Origin of the sequence: Micromonospora sp. M71_S20 (assembly GCF_003664255.1) — a bacterium.
Taxonomy (GTDB): domain Bacteria; phylum Actinomycetota; class Actinomycetes; order Mycobacteriales; family Micromonosporaceae; genus Micromonospora.
Genome location: NZ_RCCV01000001.1, coordinates 2,238,710 through 2,253,388, shown reverse-complemented (window position 1 = coordinate 2,253,388; position 14,679 = coordinate 2,238,710). Strand labels below are relative to the sequence as shown.

12 protein-coding genes, 1 pseudogene and 1 riboswitch are annotated in these 14,679 nt (G+C 73.1%); of the genes and pseudogenes, 6 read left to right on the top strand and 7 right to left on the bottom strand.

Going from position 1 to position 14,679, the window contains the following annotated elements; all coding sequences use genetic code 11:
* Window positions 1–17 precede the first annotated feature (17 nt).
* Window positions 18–1,109, top strand: a complete 1,092-nt coding sequence (locus DER29_RS10135) for a PLP-dependent cysteine synthase family protein (protein WP_121397118.1) — start codon at window positions 18–20, stop codon at window positions 1,107–1,109.
* 125 nt (window positions 1,110–1,234) lie between these two features.
* On the opposite strand, the gene DER29_RS10130 is transcribed toward DER29_RS10135, so the two are convergent.
* From DER29_RS10130 to DER29_RS10115, 4 genes are all read right to left on the bottom strand, one after another.
* Entirely contained in the window at window positions 1,235–1,855 is a 621-nt protein-coding gene (locus tag DER29_RS10130; protein ID WP_121399126.1) for a putative glycolipid-binding domain-containing protein, read from the bottom strand.
* A 109-nt stretch (window positions 1,856–1,964) separates the two neighbouring features.
* Window positions 1,965–3,719, bottom strand: a complete 1,755-nt coding sequence (locus DER29_RS10125) for a DEAD/DEAH box helicase (RefSeq protein ID WP_370040057.1) — start codon at window positions 3,717–3,719, stop codon at window positions 1,965–1,967.
* Window positions 3,720–3,915: 196 nt separating this feature from the next.
* A complete protein-coding gene (locus tag DER29_RS35150; protein ID WP_233599705.1) occupies window positions 3,916–5,277 on the bottom strand; it encodes a hypothetical protein in 1,362 nt (453 codons plus the stop codon).
* A gap of 153 nt (window positions 5,278–5,430) precedes the next feature.
* Window positions 5,431–7,044 carry a C40 family peptidase gene (locus tag DER29_RS10115; protein WP_121397116.1) on the bottom strand — a complete coding sequence of 538 codons (1,614 nt, stop codon included), beginning with the start codon at window positions 7,042–7,044 and terminating at the stop codon, window positions 5,431–5,433.
* A 241-nt stretch (window positions 7,045–7,285) separates the two neighbouring features.
* Here DER29_RS10115 and mqnE point away from each other — a divergent pair, with 241 nt between their 5' ends.
* Genes mqnE through DER29_RS10100 form a run of 3 tightly spaced genes read left to right on the top strand, consistent with a single transcriptional unit; the run spans window position 7,286 to window position 9,214 of the window.
* A complete protein-coding gene (mqnE, locus tag DER29_RS10110; RefSeq protein ID WP_121397115.1) occupies window positions 7,286–8,455 on the top strand; it encodes an aminofutalosine synthase MqnE in 1,170 nt (389 codons plus the stop codon).
* Window positions 8,456–8,478: 23 nt separating this feature from the next.
* A complete protein-coding gene (locus tag DER29_RS10105; RefSeq protein WP_121397114.1) occupies window positions 8,479–8,901 on the top strand; it encodes a hypothetical protein in 423 nt (140 codons plus the stop codon).
* A gap of 43 nt (window positions 8,902–8,944) precedes the next feature.
* Window positions 8,945–9,214 carry a DUF4229 domain-containing protein gene (locus DER29_RS10100; protein ID WP_121397113.1) on the top strand — a complete coding sequence of 90 codons (270 nt, stop codon included), beginning with the start codon at window positions 8,945–8,947 and terminating at the stop codon, window positions 9,212–9,214.
* A 129-nt stretch (window positions 9,215–9,343) separates the two neighbouring features.
* Here the strand turns inward: DER29_RS10100 and DER29_RS33850 are convergent, their stop codons facing one another.
* From DER29_RS33850 to DER29_RS10090, 3 genes and pseudogenes are all read right to left on the bottom strand, one after another.
* Window positions 9,344–9,547, bottom strand: a complete 204-nt coding sequence (locus tag DER29_RS33850; protein ID WP_148709999.1) for a hypothetical protein — start codon at window positions 9,545–9,547, stop codon at window positions 9,344–9,346.
* Window positions 9,548–9,735: 188 nt separating this feature from the next.
* A pseudogene (locus DER29_RS36225) lies at window positions 9,736–9,819 on the bottom strand (sigma factor); the annotation flags it as partial.
* Between the two features lie 89 nt (window positions 9,820–9,908).
* A complete protein-coding gene (locus DER29_RS10090; RefSeq protein ID WP_121397112.1) occupies window positions 9,909–11,267 on the bottom strand; it encodes a C39 family peptidase in 1,359 nt (452 codons plus the stop codon).
* 212 nt (window positions 11,268–11,479) lie between these two features.
* Here DER29_RS10090 and DER29_RS10085 point away from each other — a divergent pair, with 212 nt between their 5' ends.
* Complete coding sequence (locus DER29_RS10085) at window positions 11,480–13,363, top strand: M14 family zinc carboxypeptidase (protein ID WP_121397111.1); 1,884 nt, start codon at window positions 11,480–11,482, stop codon at window positions 13,361–13,363.
* A 165-nt stretch (window positions 13,364–13,528) separates the two neighbouring features.
* Window positions 13,529–13,612: riboswitch (cobalamin riboswitch) on the top strand.
* Window positions 13,613–13,723: 111 nt separating this feature from the next.
* The gene (locus DER29_RS10080; protein WP_121397110.1) at window positions 13,724–14,662 is read left to right on the top strand and encodes an ABC transporter substrate-binding protein; all 939 of its coding nucleotides are present in this window, start codon (window positions 13,724–13,726) and stop codon (window positions 14,660–14,662) included.
* Window positions 14,663–14,679 lie beyond the last annotated feature (17 nt).

Sequence of the window (14,679 nt, the reverse complement as noted above, 5' to 3'; positions counted from 1 at the left end):
CTTGCTAGGTTTCGAGAGTGACTCACATCGACCGGTGCGACGAGGCCAGCCGGCGCTGGGTGACCGAGGCGATCGCCGCCGTCGAGGCGGACGCCAACCGCTCCGCCGACACTCACCTGCTGCCGTTCCCGCTGCCCCGGTCGTGGGGGATCGACCTCTACCTCAAGGACGAGTCGGTGCACCCGACCGGCTCGCTGAAGCACCGGCTGGCCCGCTCGCTCTTCCTCTACGGGCTGTGCAACGGCTGGATCGGCCCGGAGACCACGATCGTGGAGGCGTCCTCCGGCTCGACGGCGGTCTCCGAGGCGTACTTCGCGCGGATGCTGGGGCTGCCGTTCATCGCGGTGATGCCCGCGTCCACCTCGCCGGAGAAGATCGCCCAGATCGAGTTCCAGGGCGGCCGCTGCCACCTCGTCGACGACCCGGCCAAGGTGGTCGTGGAGGCGCGCTGGCTGGCGGAGGACTCCGGCGGGCACTTCATGGACCAGTTCACCTACGCCGAGCGGGCCACCGACTGGCGGGGCAACAACAACATCGCCGAGTCGATCTACGCGCAGCTCGCCCTGGAGCGGCACCCGGTGCCGGCGTGGGTCGTGGTGGGCGCCGGCACGGGCGGCACCAGCGCCACCATCGGCCGGTACGCCCGCTACCAGCGGCTGCCCACCAAGTTGTGCGTGGTCGACCCGGAGAACTCCGCGTTCTATCCCGCCTGGCAGGCCGCCGACTGGTCGGTGCGCACCGGGCGGGGCTCCCGCATCGAGGGGATCGGCCGGCCGACCGTGGAGGCGTCGTTCGTGCCGTCGGTGGTGGACCGGATGGTCCAGGTGCCCGACGCCGCATCGCTGGCCGCCATGCGCGCCGGCTCGGCGGTGCTCGGCCGCCGGGTGGGCGGCTCGACGGGCACCAACCTGTGGGGCGCCTTCGGGCTGATCGCGGAGCTGCTCGCCGAGGGCCGCACCGGCTCGGTGGTCACCCTGATCTGCGACGCGGGCGACCGTTACGTCGACACCTACTACTCCGACGACTGGCTGGCCGCCCAGGGACTGGACCCGACCCCGCACCTGGCGACCGTCGAGCGCTTCCTCACCACCGGCGCCTGGCCGGCCTGAGCCGTCGGGGTGGCTGAGCCGCGTGGCCGGCCTGAGCCGCGTAACCGGCAGGGTTGGCCGGCATGGGGCGCCCGCTTGGGTGCCTGGCCGGCCCGGGGTCGCCGGGGGAGGCGTCCGCAGCCCGGTCAGCGTGGGCCGACGCGCTCGGCCAGCCCGGGGTAGCGCAGCACATAGCCGTCGCCGTCGAGGTCGATGTCGGCGGTGAAGGTGTCGCTGGTGAAACGGACCCGGCCGGGGCCGAGCGGGGTGTAGACCTGCTCGGCGGGCACCACCAGCAGGCTGGGCACCAGCAACCAGGCGACGTCGATCCGGTGCGGGATGTCGGCCGCGGCGCGGGTCAGCCCGAGCCGGCGCACCGGTAGCGCGTTGAACAGCGCCGCTCCGCCGAGGTCGACGTCCACCGCCCCGGCCAGCCGGCCCGGGTCGTCGGTGCCGGGCAGCCCGACCGGCGGGTGGCCGGCCGCCCGCAGCGCCGCGTCCAGGTCACCCTGCTCGGCGGTGGTCACCCGCCACCCGTCGGTCACCCGCTCCAGGCGTACGCTCCGCATCCACCCGGTGCCCTCCGCCTCCGCCTCGACGCGGACGCTGGCCCACTCCGGGTCGGTGGCGAGCTGGTAGCGGCAGGTGTAGGGGATCGGGTCGACGGCCGTCAGCGTCCCCCGCGCCGTCAGCCCACGGCCGTCGTCGAACAGCGCGTGCTCCGCGCCGGCGGTGTCCGTCCGGGTCCAGAAGAGCGACTTCGGCATGGTCGGCATGAGCCGGACGTTACGCGACCCGGCCGGCACCGGCAGCGGATGCGCGAACGCCGTCGCGGAGCCTGGGCCCCGCGACGGCGTTCGTGGCTGACGCTGGTGATCAGTGGGTACGCGCGGGCGGACGCCCGCCGAAGCCCCGCCGGTCGTCGCGCGGCCGCTCGTCGCGCCCCCGGCCCTCGGGCCGGAAGCCACCCCGGTCGCCGAAGCGCCGCTCGCCCTGCGGGCGGTCGCCGTAGCTGCGACCGTCGGTCGGGCGGTCGCCGTAGCGGCGTTCGCCCTGGGGGCGGTCGCCGTAGCCGCGGCTGTCGGTGGGACGGTCGCCGTAGCGGCGTTCGCCCTGGGGGCGGTCGCCGTAGCCGCGGCTGTCGGTGGGACGGTCGCCGTAGCGGCGTTCGCCCTGGGGGCGGTCGCCGTAGCCGCGGCTGTCGGTGGGACGGTCGCCGTAGCGGCGTTCGCCCTGCGGACGGTCGCCGTAGCGGCGCTCGCCCCGGGTGTCGCGGTCGCCGTAGCGGCGCGGGCCGCCCGGCCGGTCGCCATGCCGGCGCGGCTCCTCGGCCTCGACGCGCACCGGGACGCCGCTCGGCTCGCGGGCGCCGGTCAGCTCGGCGAGCGCCGGATCGCCGGCCCGCACCCGGGTCTCGGCCGGTGCCACGCCGGCCTTCTCCAGCATGGCGAGCGTGGTCCGCCGCTGCTTCGGCAGCACCAGCGTGGCCACCGCGCCGGACTCGCCGGCCCGGGCGGTACGCCCCGCGCGGTGCAGGTAGTCCTTCGGGTCCTTCGGCGGGTCGACGTGCAGCACCAGCGAGACCCCGTCGACGTGGATGCCCCGGGCCGCCACGTCCGTGGCGACCAGGACGTTCACCCGGCCCTCACGGAACTCGGCCAGCGTACGGGTACGCATCCGCTGGGTCTTGCCGCCGTGCAGCCCGCCCGCCCGTACGCCGACGGCGGCCAGCTGCTCGACCAGCCGGTCGACGCCGAGCTGGGTGCGGGCGAAGACCATCGTCCGCCCGTCCCGGGCCGCGATGGACGCGGTGACCGGGAACTTGTCGTGCGGCGGAATCAGCAGCATGTGGTGGTCCATGGTGGACACCGAGGCGGTGGACGGGGCGGTGGAGTGCGTCACCGGGTCGGTCATGAACCGCTTGACCAGCGCGTCGACGTCGCCGTCCAGGGTGGCCGAGAAGAGCAGCCGCTGGGTGCCGGCCGGCGTCTTCGCCAGCAGCTCGGTGACCTCGGGCAGGAAGCCCATGTCGGCCATCTGGTCGGCCTCGTCGAGGACGGTGACCTCGACGTCGTCCAGGTAGCAGACGCCCCGGGCGATCAGGTCGCCCAGCCGGCCCGGGGTGGCCACGATGATCTCCACCCCGCGCCGCAGGGCGTCGATCTGCCGGTCGTACGGCACGCCGCCGACGGCGGTCTTCAGGAACACGCCGACGGCCTTGCCGAGCGGCATCAGCGCGTCGTTGACCTGCATCGCGAGTTCCCGGGTCGGCACCAGGACCAGGGCCCGGGGGCGCAGCGGCCGGGCCCGGTTGCGGTCGGCCACCAGGGCCAGCAGGGGCAGGCCGAAGGCCAGGGTCTTGCCGGAGCCGGTCTGGCCCCGGCCGAGGACGTCCCGGCCGGCGAGCGCGTCCGGCATGGTGGCGCGCTGGATCTCGAACGGGGTGGTGATGCCCTGTCGGGCGAGCGCCTGGACCAGCGGCTGGGGCAGCCCCAGCGCGGCGAAGTCGGTGGCCTCGGGCGTCACCGGGGCGGCCGGGTCCTGGGCGGTGCCGTCCCGCTCGACGGCGGTCTGCGCGTCGGCGGTGTCGAGGGCGGGCAGGAACGTGCTGGGTTCAGCAAAGGTCGTCAAGAAATGCCTTTCGAGCGGGGCGCATCTTCGCGATGGCCTGCCGCAGCTGAACGCCGCCGAATCGCCCGCAAGATCGCCCATGGGCGCGCAGGGCGCGCCGGGTCAGTGATCCCCACCAGTGTACGGGGACAGGACGAACCCGCCACCCGACCACGGACGGGTAGTGGGCGGGCTCACCATCGTCGTCGTACGCGGCTCACTTGCTCAGTACGCCGCCCACCAGCCCGCCCACCGTGTCGTTGGCGAGCAGCACGACCAGCACGCTGATCGCCACGAGCAGGCCCAGCGAGGCGGCCAGGACGACCACCACCTTGGTCGTGCTGGACCGCTGCTCGGTGGGGGTCTCCGTCCAGCCCTGGGCCAGGATGTGCCCGGTCAACGAGCCGGAGTTCTCCACCGGGTTGTTCGGGAACGCGACGGTGCTGAAGCCCGGGCCCTCGGTGCCGGCTCCGGTACCCGCACCGTAGATGGTGCCCAGGTCGGGCCCGCCGTCGTAGCGGCCCGCGGGGACGCCCTCGGCCTGCCCGACGCGCGTGGACGGGCCGTCGACGCGACCGCTCAGCCGGCGCGCCTCCCGGGGCGCGGTGGCCGGCTCGGCGCCGCCGGGCCGGCGGTCACCCGGGTTGGTGGGCGGCGGCCAGCCCGGCAGCGCGGGAGCGGGCACGGCCGGCGGCCCGGAAGCCGGCGGCGAAGAGAACGGCGGCGCGGAGAACGAGGGCGCGGAGAACGAGGGCGCGGAGAACGGCGGTGCGCTCGCGACGGGGCCCGGTACCGGTCCGGCGCTCGCGGCGGCCGTGAGGGGCGGCGGCGGGAACGGTGGCGCCGGCGTCGGGCCGGGCGGGGGCGGCGGGGCGGGCACCGGCGGCCCGGGTGGCGGCGTGGGCGGACCCGGCAGGGGCGGTACCGGCGCCGGCGGCCTGGGCCCCGGCCCCGGGGGCACCGGGCCCGGCGGGTAGGGACCGGGGACCGGCGGCGTCGGGGTCGGGACCGGAGGGGCCGGCGACGGCGGGTTCGGGCCCGGCACCGGCGGCGTGGGCGCCGGCTCGGGCTCCGGGACGGGTGGGGTCGGCGGCTGCGCCGGCTCCGGCGGCTGGGCGGGCTCCGGGGGCTGCGGGTTGACCGGCGCCGCCCGGTAGATCCGGGCCTCGCCCGTCCGGGACCGGACGGCCCCGGCCTCGTCGGCCGACATCCGTCGCATTCCCGGTACGGCCGCGCTGGCCCGCGCCCCCGCCGTGGCCCGCTGTCCGGGGACCGGGGCGGCGGCCGGGGCGCCCGTTCCGGCGGCCCGGTAGGTGGTGCCGGCGCTCGGGCCGGTCGGTGGTGCCGCGTCGTCCTGACCGGGCGCGGTCGCGGTGGCCACGGACACCCGGCCCCGGGCCGGCGCGGCGGGCTGTCGGCGTACGTCGTCGGCGGGCGGCTCGGGCGACGACCCGGACGGCCCGGCTGCGGCCGGCGACGGTGCGCCGACGGACGTCAGGGGATGCGGTGCCTCGGCACGGCTCCGGTCGGGCGTGGACCCGTGGTCGACCGGCTCCGCCGGAACCTCTTGCTCGGCCATGCTCGCCCTCCGCGCACGCTCGCGCCCGGATCCGCGATATCGGACCGGGTGTGCCTGTCTGTCACCGTGCCACATTCCGGCCCGGCGGCACAGCCGGAGCGCGTTCCGGGGCGGTGTCGGGGCCGATCCCGTCGGCCGGCCCGGGGGACGTGGTCAGCTCCCGGTGCTCGCCGAGGCGGTGGCCGAGGCGGTGGCCGACGTGCTGCCCGCCGGAACGGAGCTGCTCTGCGCCGTGGTCGGAGCCACACTGCCGGTCGAGGCGCTCGGCGAGGAGGCGTCCGAGCTGCTCGGGGACGGCGACGGCGAGGTCGACCTGCTCGGGGACGGCGACGGCGAGGTCGACGTGCTGGGCGTGGGGTTGGGCGAGGGGGTGCCGGTGGGCGTCGCCGACGGCGAGGTCGACGGGCTCGGCGACGGCGAGGTGGGCGACGGGGTCGGCTTCGGGCTGGCCGGCGGCTTCGTCGCGGGCGGCTTGCTCGGCGTCGGCGTCGGCGAGGGGGTGCTGACCGGCGCGGGCACCGCCCCGATGACGCGGGTGGCGGCGTAGAGGCGCGACCAGCGCACGGTGGAGATCTTCACCACGTCGCCGGTGGTCGGCGCGTGGATCATCTTGCCGCCGCCGACGTACATGCCCATGTGGTGGATCGTCGTCCAACTGGTGCCGGAGGCGAAGAAGAGCAGGTCACCGGGGAGCAACGCGGTGCGGGACACGGTGCGGGACCGGGTGGCGTAGTACTGGTCCCGGGAGACCCGGGGCAGCCCGTAGTAGCCCGCCGACCGGTAGGCGGCGTAGATGAGGCCGGAGCAGTCGAACCGGTCCGGCCCCTCGGCCGCCCACAGGTAGGGGTCGCCGAGCTGCGCCTTCGCGTACGCCAGGGCCTTCAGCGCCGTCGGGTGGGCGGCCAGGCCGTTGGCGGTCTCGTTGCCGAGGTAGCCGGCGCCGAGGCGCTGCTCGGCGGCCTCCTGCTGGCGCTCGATCTCGACGAGCTGGGCGGCGTTGTCCCGCTTCAGCTTGTCCAGCTTCTTCTCGGCCTCGCGCAGGGCCTTCTCGCCGGCGGCGTACTCCGTCCTGGCGCCCGTGAGGCGGGACTCGGCCGAGACCATCGCCTGGTTGGCGGCCTGCTCGCCGGTGCGGGCCCGGGACACCTCGCCCTCGGCGGCGGTGGTGCCGCCCTCGGCCTTCTCGCCCCGGATGATCCGGGAGAGCCGGCTCAGTTCGTGCAGGTCGTTGGCGAACTCGCCCGGCGGGAGGGCGGCGGCGGCCTTGAAGGCGCCCGCGGCGGCGGCGTCGGCACCCTCTTGGGCGCGCGCCACCGCGTCCCGGGCGAGGGCGAGGTCGCGCTCGGCGGTGGCGCGTTGCGCCTCGGCCTCGGTGCGCTTCTGCTGGAGCAGGAGCAGCTGGTCACGGAGCTGCCCGACCTGGGCCTCGGCGGCGTAGATCTGCGCGGCGAGCGGGCCGTTGCCGACGTTGCCGGCCGGCACGCCGGGGACCGTGCCCGGCAGCCCGGGAGTGCCCGGCAGGCCCGGGACCGTGCCCGGCAGCCCGGGGACCGGCGTGCCGCCGGGGAGCTGGAGCTGGCCGATGTAGGACGGGCGGGACCCGGTGTCGGGGACGCTGGTGGGCAGCGACGGGTCGGCCTGGACCGGGTTGGCGAGGACGGTGGCGGCGACGGCGCCGAGCAGGGCGGACCAGAGCGCCGGGCGCAGCACCGGCGAGATCACCGGGCTCCGCCGTCGCTGCCGTCGCCCGTGCCTGCTGTCGACCATTCCGCTCCCCGTCCGGCCTGCGACGCCGCGCCGGGTGGGCGCGGCGGTGGGGACGCTACCAGTGTGTGGCGAACGTCCCACCCTGTCTTACCGCACCCAGGCAACGATGTCGATGCGTGGACAGGTAACGGGTGCCTGAGAGTTCGGTGAACCGGCCCACGGGGGCCGACCATGCTGCGGCGGCGTCGGCGGGCCGACGTACGCTCGATTCCTACCGCAGGTGGAAGGGACGTGGCTTTCGATGGACGCCGGACTCAAGCGTGAGCTCGAAGCGAAGGTGTACGCCGGCGAGCGGCTGACCCGCGAGGACGGGATCGCCCTCTACGACAGCGACGACCTCGCGTGGCTCGGCCGGCTGGCGCACCACCGGCGCACCGAGCTCAACGGCGACCGGGTGATGTTCAACGTCAACCGGCACCTCAACCTGACCAACGTCTGCTCCGCCTCGTGCGCGTACTGCTCGTTCCAGCGCAAGCCGGGGGAGAAGGACGCCTACACGATGCGCATCGACGAGGCGGTCCGCAAGGCCAAGGAGATGGAGGACGAGCAGCTCACCGAGCTGCACATCGTCAACGGCCTGCACCCGACCCTGCCCTGGCGCTACTACCCGAAGGTGCTGCGCGAGCTGAAGGCGGCGCTGCCGAACGTCAAGCTCAAGTGCTTCACCGCCACCGAGGTGCAGTGGTTCGAGAAGATCAGCGGCCTGAGCGCCGACGAGATCCTCGACGAGCTGATGGACGCCGGCCTGGAGTCGCTGACCGGCGGCGGCGCGGAGATCTTCGACTGGGAGGTCCGCCAGCACATCGTCGACCACGCCTGCCACTGGGAGGACTGGTCGCGGATCCACGCCCTGGCGCACAGCAAGGGCATGAAGACCCCGGCGACGATGCTCTACGGCCACATCGAGGAGCCCCGGCACCGGGTGGACCACGTGCTGCGGCTGCGCGAGCTCCAGGACGAGACCGGCGGCTTCGCGGTCTTCATCCCGCTGCGCTACCAGCACGACTTCGTCGACTCGGCGGACGGCAAGATCCGTAACCGGATCCAGGCCCGTACGACGATGGCGTCGCCGGCCGAGTCGCTGAAGACCTTCGCGGTCTCCCGGCTGCTCTTCGACAACGTCCCGCACGTGAAGTGCTTCTGGGTCATGCACGGGCTGTCGGTCGCCCAGCTCTCGCTCAACTTCGGCGTCGACGACCTGGACGGCTCGGTCGTCGAATACAAGATCACCCACGACGCCGACTCGTACGGCACCCCGAACACGATGCACCGGGACGACCTGCTGCACCTGATCTGGGACGCCGGCTTCCGTCCCGTCGAGCGGAACACCCGTTACGAGGTGGTCCGCGAGTACGACGCCCCGCCGTCCCTGGCCGAGCGCCGCGCCGAGCCGCAGCAGGTCTGGGCCTGAGTCGGCACGTACCCTTCCAGACCATGACCGAGCAGCGGAGCGGGTTCCCCCGGCGCGACGCCGAGGGGCGCATCCTCACCCTGGGCGACCTGCTCGGGGTGAGCCTGGCCGGCCTGGTCATCGGCGTGCTGGCGGTGGTGCTGTTCGACTGGGCGTTCGCGCTGATCGGCAGCGGCGAGTTCGGGCGGTCGAACGGCTGGCTGGCGATCATCCTGCCGGCCTGGCTGTTCTGGGACGACTTCCGCGCCTGGGAGTTCGGCGCGGCGCGGGTGGTGTCGGCGCTGGCGGCCGCCGCGGTGGGCGTGGTCGCCGGGCTCGTGGTGGCCGGCCTCGCCGCCGGTCTCCCGCCGCTGCTCTCCGGTGGGCTGGGGGCGGCGACCTTCACCCTCGGGTACGCGGTGGTCTGGTTCCACGGCGTCCACTGGCTGGCCCGCCGGACGGGCTGAACCTGCCGCCGGGGAGCCCCGGCGGAGAACGGAGTGCGGAAACGTGAGCGCGGCGGTCAAGTACACGCTGGGCCGGATCGGGCTGTTCGTCGCCGTGCTGGCGGCCCTCTGGCTGGTCGAGCTGAACATCTTCATCAAGCTGATGGTGGCGCTGGCCTTCTCGGCCGCCCTGTCGTTCTTCCTGCTGAAGGGCTGGCGGGACGAGATGGCCGAGGAGATGGCCACCGCCGCCGAGCGCCGTCGCGCCGAGAAGGAGCGGCTCCGCTCCGCCCTCGCCGGCGAGGACGAGGACCAGGAGAAGCCCTCCAGCTAGCGCTCGACGTCGACGAGCCCGCACGTCCCCGTCGCCCAGACGCTCACCGCCGCTCGCTGAGATCGGCCCCCCACGGTGTCCGACACGGTCCTCTGGACCTGCTCGGCAGGAAGCCGCTGGAGCCCTGGGTCAGATTGCCAGGCGCCACATCAGCAGTGCGCCGGGGATCAGCCCGGACAGCGACAGCGCGAGCACGGCGAGCACGAGGCAACCGGAACTCTTCGGGTGGTAGGTCTGCCCGGTGTCTATGTCGCGCCTCGAATCGGAGTTCGGCAGGCGAATGGTTTTCCCGGCGTTTATGTCATCTCCCGCCTCCCGGCCCCAGCAGTACATGCATTCACCCGCGTAGCTCTTTGACCGGCCACACTTCGAGCAGTCCGCCACATTCGCCTCCCTCGATGGGCTACCGAGTGTAGTCTGCCGGTATCCTGTCCGACTCCCGCATGCGCCGCGCAGATGAGCGAACGCCCAGCGAGGCCTCGTCGAAGGAGCCATGCACCAACCGGTGAAGCGTGACCGAGGGCGTACGCCCTGGCGAGGGCATCCTGAACCAGGTCCTCGGCCCGATGCTCGTCACCGGTCAGCAACCGGGCGAGCCGCACCAGCGCCGAAGTGCGGGCGAAACGGCCGAGGGGCCCGGTCGCCGGGCTGAGCCGGGCGACGCGGACCCCTCGAACAGTCGGTCGGTGTCAGGTCACCAGTTGGTGGAGCCGGCGACCTTCGGCCACGGCTTGAGCGTGGGCTTGATCAGGTAGACGACGCCGCCGGAGCCGCCGGACACCCCGCCGCTGGCGTTGGTCCGCTTGGTGCGCAGCCAGATCTGCTCGAACTGCTCACGCGGGTAGACGTTGCGCACCGCCTCGTTGCTGGACGAGGCCGGGTCGTTGACGATGACGTCGCCGTCGGCGGTGAAGCCGACCACCACGAACAGGTGGCCGGAGGTGCCGTAGCCCGCTCCGTCCAGCTCGCTGGCGAGGAAGGACTGGCTGGTCACGACCGGGATCCCGGCGGCGATGAAGCGCTCCACCTCGTCCAGCGAGTGCAGCCGGGTGACCCGCGCCTCCAGGCCGGGGAAGCTGGCCGCGTACGCGGTGTTGAAGGGCCAGTTGCCGGCGCCGTCGTACTGGTAGTCGTAGACCATCCGGGCGGCGTGGTTGACCGTCGGGTCCGGGTAGGTCGGGTCGACCCAGGAGGTGTCCTCCTCGGACGCCTTGCGGCCCCAGTACTCGATCACCATCGTGGTGGAGGTGGGGGAGCACCAGGCCTGACCGCCGCCGTCGTACTCGGGGTAGTGGCCGGCGTGGATGTTCTGCGAGTAGCGGGGCACGGCGAGTTCCTTGCCCCAGGCGATGCCGCCGGCGCTCGGCTCGACGGTGAACCGGTCGGGCACGTTCGAGCTCATCGCGCCCACCGTGTGCACGACCGGCGCGGCGCGCTGGCCGGGGGCCTTGTAGAGGGTGAGCCGCAGCTGGTACTCCCGCAGCAGCACGCCGACGGAGGCGTCGTCGATGCTGAAGGTGTCGGTCCAGATGGTCGACCAGGGGTCGCCCTGCCGGTTGACGCTGGTGCGCTTGATGTCGGCGTCGCCGGAGGCCCACCGCCCCATCACGTACCACTTGGTCTGCACGCCGGTGTTGTACGTGCCCTGCATCTCCACCTGGATCCAGGTGCCGGCCGGGGTGCTCGCGTTCCACGAGGCGATCAGCTCGGTGGCGTCGAAGCCGATCCGGGTGACCGGGGAGGTCCAGGTCGCGTACTCCCAGCTCCTGGTCACGCCGGTGTGCGGGTCGGTGTAGTCGGTGGTGCCGAGCGGTCGGGCCAGCGTCACACCCGGCCGGAGGCCGGGAACGGCCCGGGTGCCGGCGTGGGTGCCGCGACGCCAGTCGGGGTAGCGGGACCAGTCCTGGAAGGTGATCTGTTCGTCGTGGACCACCGGTCGGTTGGTCGACGGGGCCGCGACGGGTGCGGCGGCGACGGCGGGTGCCGCGGTGCCGAGAAGGGTGAGTGCGGTGGCGGCCGCGAGGGCGGCCGTACGCAGGCGTGTTCTGGCCATGGGTCCTCCGCAGGGACGGACGGATCGTTGCAGGTCAGTGTCCCGCTCGGAAGGAATTTTCGCCAGGGGTCGATAGTTGGAAAATCCTTGCCGATGTGAGGATCAGGATGGCATGCAACTGGGCAACGATGGATGTTGATATGACCATGTGAGCGGTGGTGAAGTGTCCTCCACCGAGCGGGATCTCCTCCCGCCCCCCGAGGAGGTTGTCCATGGCCTTCCGCAACACCACCCTCCGCCGTCGCCTGGCGGTCGCCGTAGCAGCCGGGTTCGCCCTGCTCACGGTCGCCGCCGCGCCGGCCACAGCCCGGCCGGCCCCGGACCGGGCCGACTCCGCGGCGTCGTCCTACCGGGTGCTCGGCCCGCGTACGGTCGACGACCGCACCGCCGTCGCCGGCACCGGCGCCGCCATCGACTTCGTCGAGCACGGCGTGCTGAACGTCTCGGCCACCCCGGCCGAGGCGGCGGCCATCACCCGGCTCGGCTTCCGGCTGGAGGCGGTCCCCGCCCCCTCGGCGGACGACCACGGCCACAGCCACGCTGAGGGGGACGTCGGCACGGCCGCCTTCCCGCCCGCCGACTCCAACTACCACGACTACGCGGAGCTGACCGCCGTGGTGAACAAGGTGGTCGCGGACCACCCCTCGATCGCCCGGAAGATCAGCATCGGCTCCTCGTACGAGGGTCGGGACCTGATGGCGGTGAAGATCTCCGACAACGTCGCCAGCGACGAGAACGAGCCGGAGATCCTGTTCAACTCCCAGCAGCACGCCCGCGAGCACCTGACCGTCGAGATGGCGATCTACCTGCTCAACCTCTTCACCGACAGCTACGGCAGCGACTCCCGGGTCACCAGCATCGTGAACAGCCGGGAGATCTGGATCGTGCCGACCGTCAACCCGGACGGCAGCGAGTACGACATCGCCACCGGCTCCTACCGGTCCTGGCGCAAGAACCGGCAGCCGAACAGCGGCTCGTCGTACGTCGGCACCGACCTGAACCGCAACTGGTCCTACCAGTGGGGCTGCTGCGGCGGCTCGTCCGGCTCGACCTCGTCGGACACCTACCGGGGCCCGTCGGCGTTCTCCGCGCCGGAGACCCAGGCGCTGCGGAACTTCGTCAACAGCCGGGTCGTCGGCGGCACGCAGCAGATCAAGGCGAACATCGACTTCCACACCTACTCGGAGCTGGTGCTGTGGCCCTTCGGCTACACGTACAACAACACCGCGCCGGGGATGAGCGCCGACCAGTACAACACCTTCGCCACCCTGGGCCAGCAGATGGCGAACACCAATGGCTACACCCCGCAGCAGTCGAGCGACCTCTACATCACCGACGGGGACAGCATCGACTGGATGTGGGGCCAGCACGGCATCTGGGCGTACACCTTCGAGATGTACCCCGGCTCGGCCGGCGGTGGCGGCTTCTACCCGCCCGACGAGGTGATCCCCGCCCAGACCTCGCGGAACCGGGAGGCGGTCCTGCTGCTCAGCGAGTACGCCGACTGCCCGTACCGGGCGATCGGCAAGCAGGCGCAGTACTGCGGCGGTGGCGGCGGCACCACGGTCTGGTCGGACACCTTCGAGACGGCCACCGGCTGGACCGTCAACCCGAACGGCACCGACACCGCGACCCTCGGGGTGTGGGAGCGGGGCGCCGCCCAGGCGACCAACTCCAGCGGGGCGAAGCAGCTCGCCCCGTACGCCGGCGCCAACGACCTCGTCACCGGCCCGCTGGCCGGCACGGCGGCCGGTGACCACGACCTCGACGGCGGCGTGACCAGCGCCCGGTCGCCGGCGGTGACCCTGCCGTCGAGCGGCACGCTGACCCTTTCCCTCGCCTGGTACCTGGCCCACGGCTCGAACGCCTCGTCGGCCGACTACCTGCGGGTGAGCGTGGTGCACAACGGCGGCACCACGGCCCTGTTCACCCAGTCCGGGGCGGCCACCAACCGCAACGGCGCCTGGGCGGTGGCGAACGCCAACCTGACCCCGTACGCCGGTCAGTCGGTGCGGATCCTCGTCGAGGCGGCGGACGCCTCGGGCGCGAGCCTGGTCGAGGCGGCTGTGGACAACGTCACCATCACCAGTTCCTGACCCGGTGGGGCCCCGCTCCGCCCCGGCGGGGCCCCACCACCCTCCCAGCAGACGTCGATCCAGGGCATATCGCTGCCGTTGGTGATCAACGAGCGCCGATACGCCCTGGATCGACGAGGCACGTCCGGGGCGTGCGCTACCGTTCTACCGACCACGCGCAGCGAAGCCGGTGCGAGCCCGGCGCTGTCCCGCAACTGTGATGTCCCGCCACCCCGGCCGAAGGCCGGGTCGCGGCGGGGACGAGCCAGGTCGCCTGCGTCCGTGGTCGCGACTCGCGCTCTCGAGGAAGGGCGCCTCGCGGACGGGCGCCACCGCTCCCTGTCGGCGAAGCACCACGCTCCTCGACCGACAGGAGGACCCGTGCTCAGACGTACCCCCCGGCTCTTCGCCGCGACCCTCGCGGTGGCCGCGCTCGCCCTCGGCGCCTGCGCCGAGAAGAGCTCCGACGACACCCCCGCCGCCGGCGCCAGCTCGGCCGGCGCCGCCTTCCCGGCCACCGTCGGCTCGGTGACCCTGGAGAAGCGGCCCGAGAAGATCGTCTCGCTCAGCCCGACGGCCACCGAGATGCTCTTCGCCATCGGCGCCGGCAAGCAGGTGACCGCCGTCGACGACCAGTCGAACTTCCCGGCCGACGCCCCGAAGAGCGACCTCTCCGGCTACCAGCCGAACGCCGAGGCGATCGCCGGCAAGAGCCCCGACCTGGTGGTGCTCGCCAACGACACCAACAAGATCGTCGAGCAGCTCACCGCGCTGAAGATCCCCGTCCTGCTGAACCCGGCGGCGACCACGCTGGAGGACACCTACCGGCAGATCACGGACCTGGGTACCCTCACCGGCCACGCGGGCGAGGCGGCCGACGTGACCAAGCGGATGAAGGACGACATCGCCAAGCTGGTCGCCGACCTGCCGAAGCGCGCCGAGAAGCTGACCTACTTCCACGAGCTGGGCCCGGAGCTCTACACGGCCACCAGCAAGACCTTCATCGGCTCGCTCTACACGATGGTGGGTCTGGAGAACATCGCCGACGCGTCCGACGCCGACGGCAAGCAGGGCGGCTACCCGCAGCTCTCGCAGGAGGTCATCGTCAAGGCCGACCCGGACTTCGTCTTCCTCGCCGACACCAAGTGCTGCAAGCAGAGCGCGGAGACGGTCAAGGCGCGCGGCGGCTGGGCCGGCGTCACCGCCGTCAAGAACAACCAGATCGTCGCCCTCGACGACGACGTCGCCTCCCGCTGGGGACCCCGCGTGGTGGAGCTGCTGCGTGTGATCGTCGACGCGACCGCCAAGGTCCCGGCGTGACCCGCACCCGTCCGTGA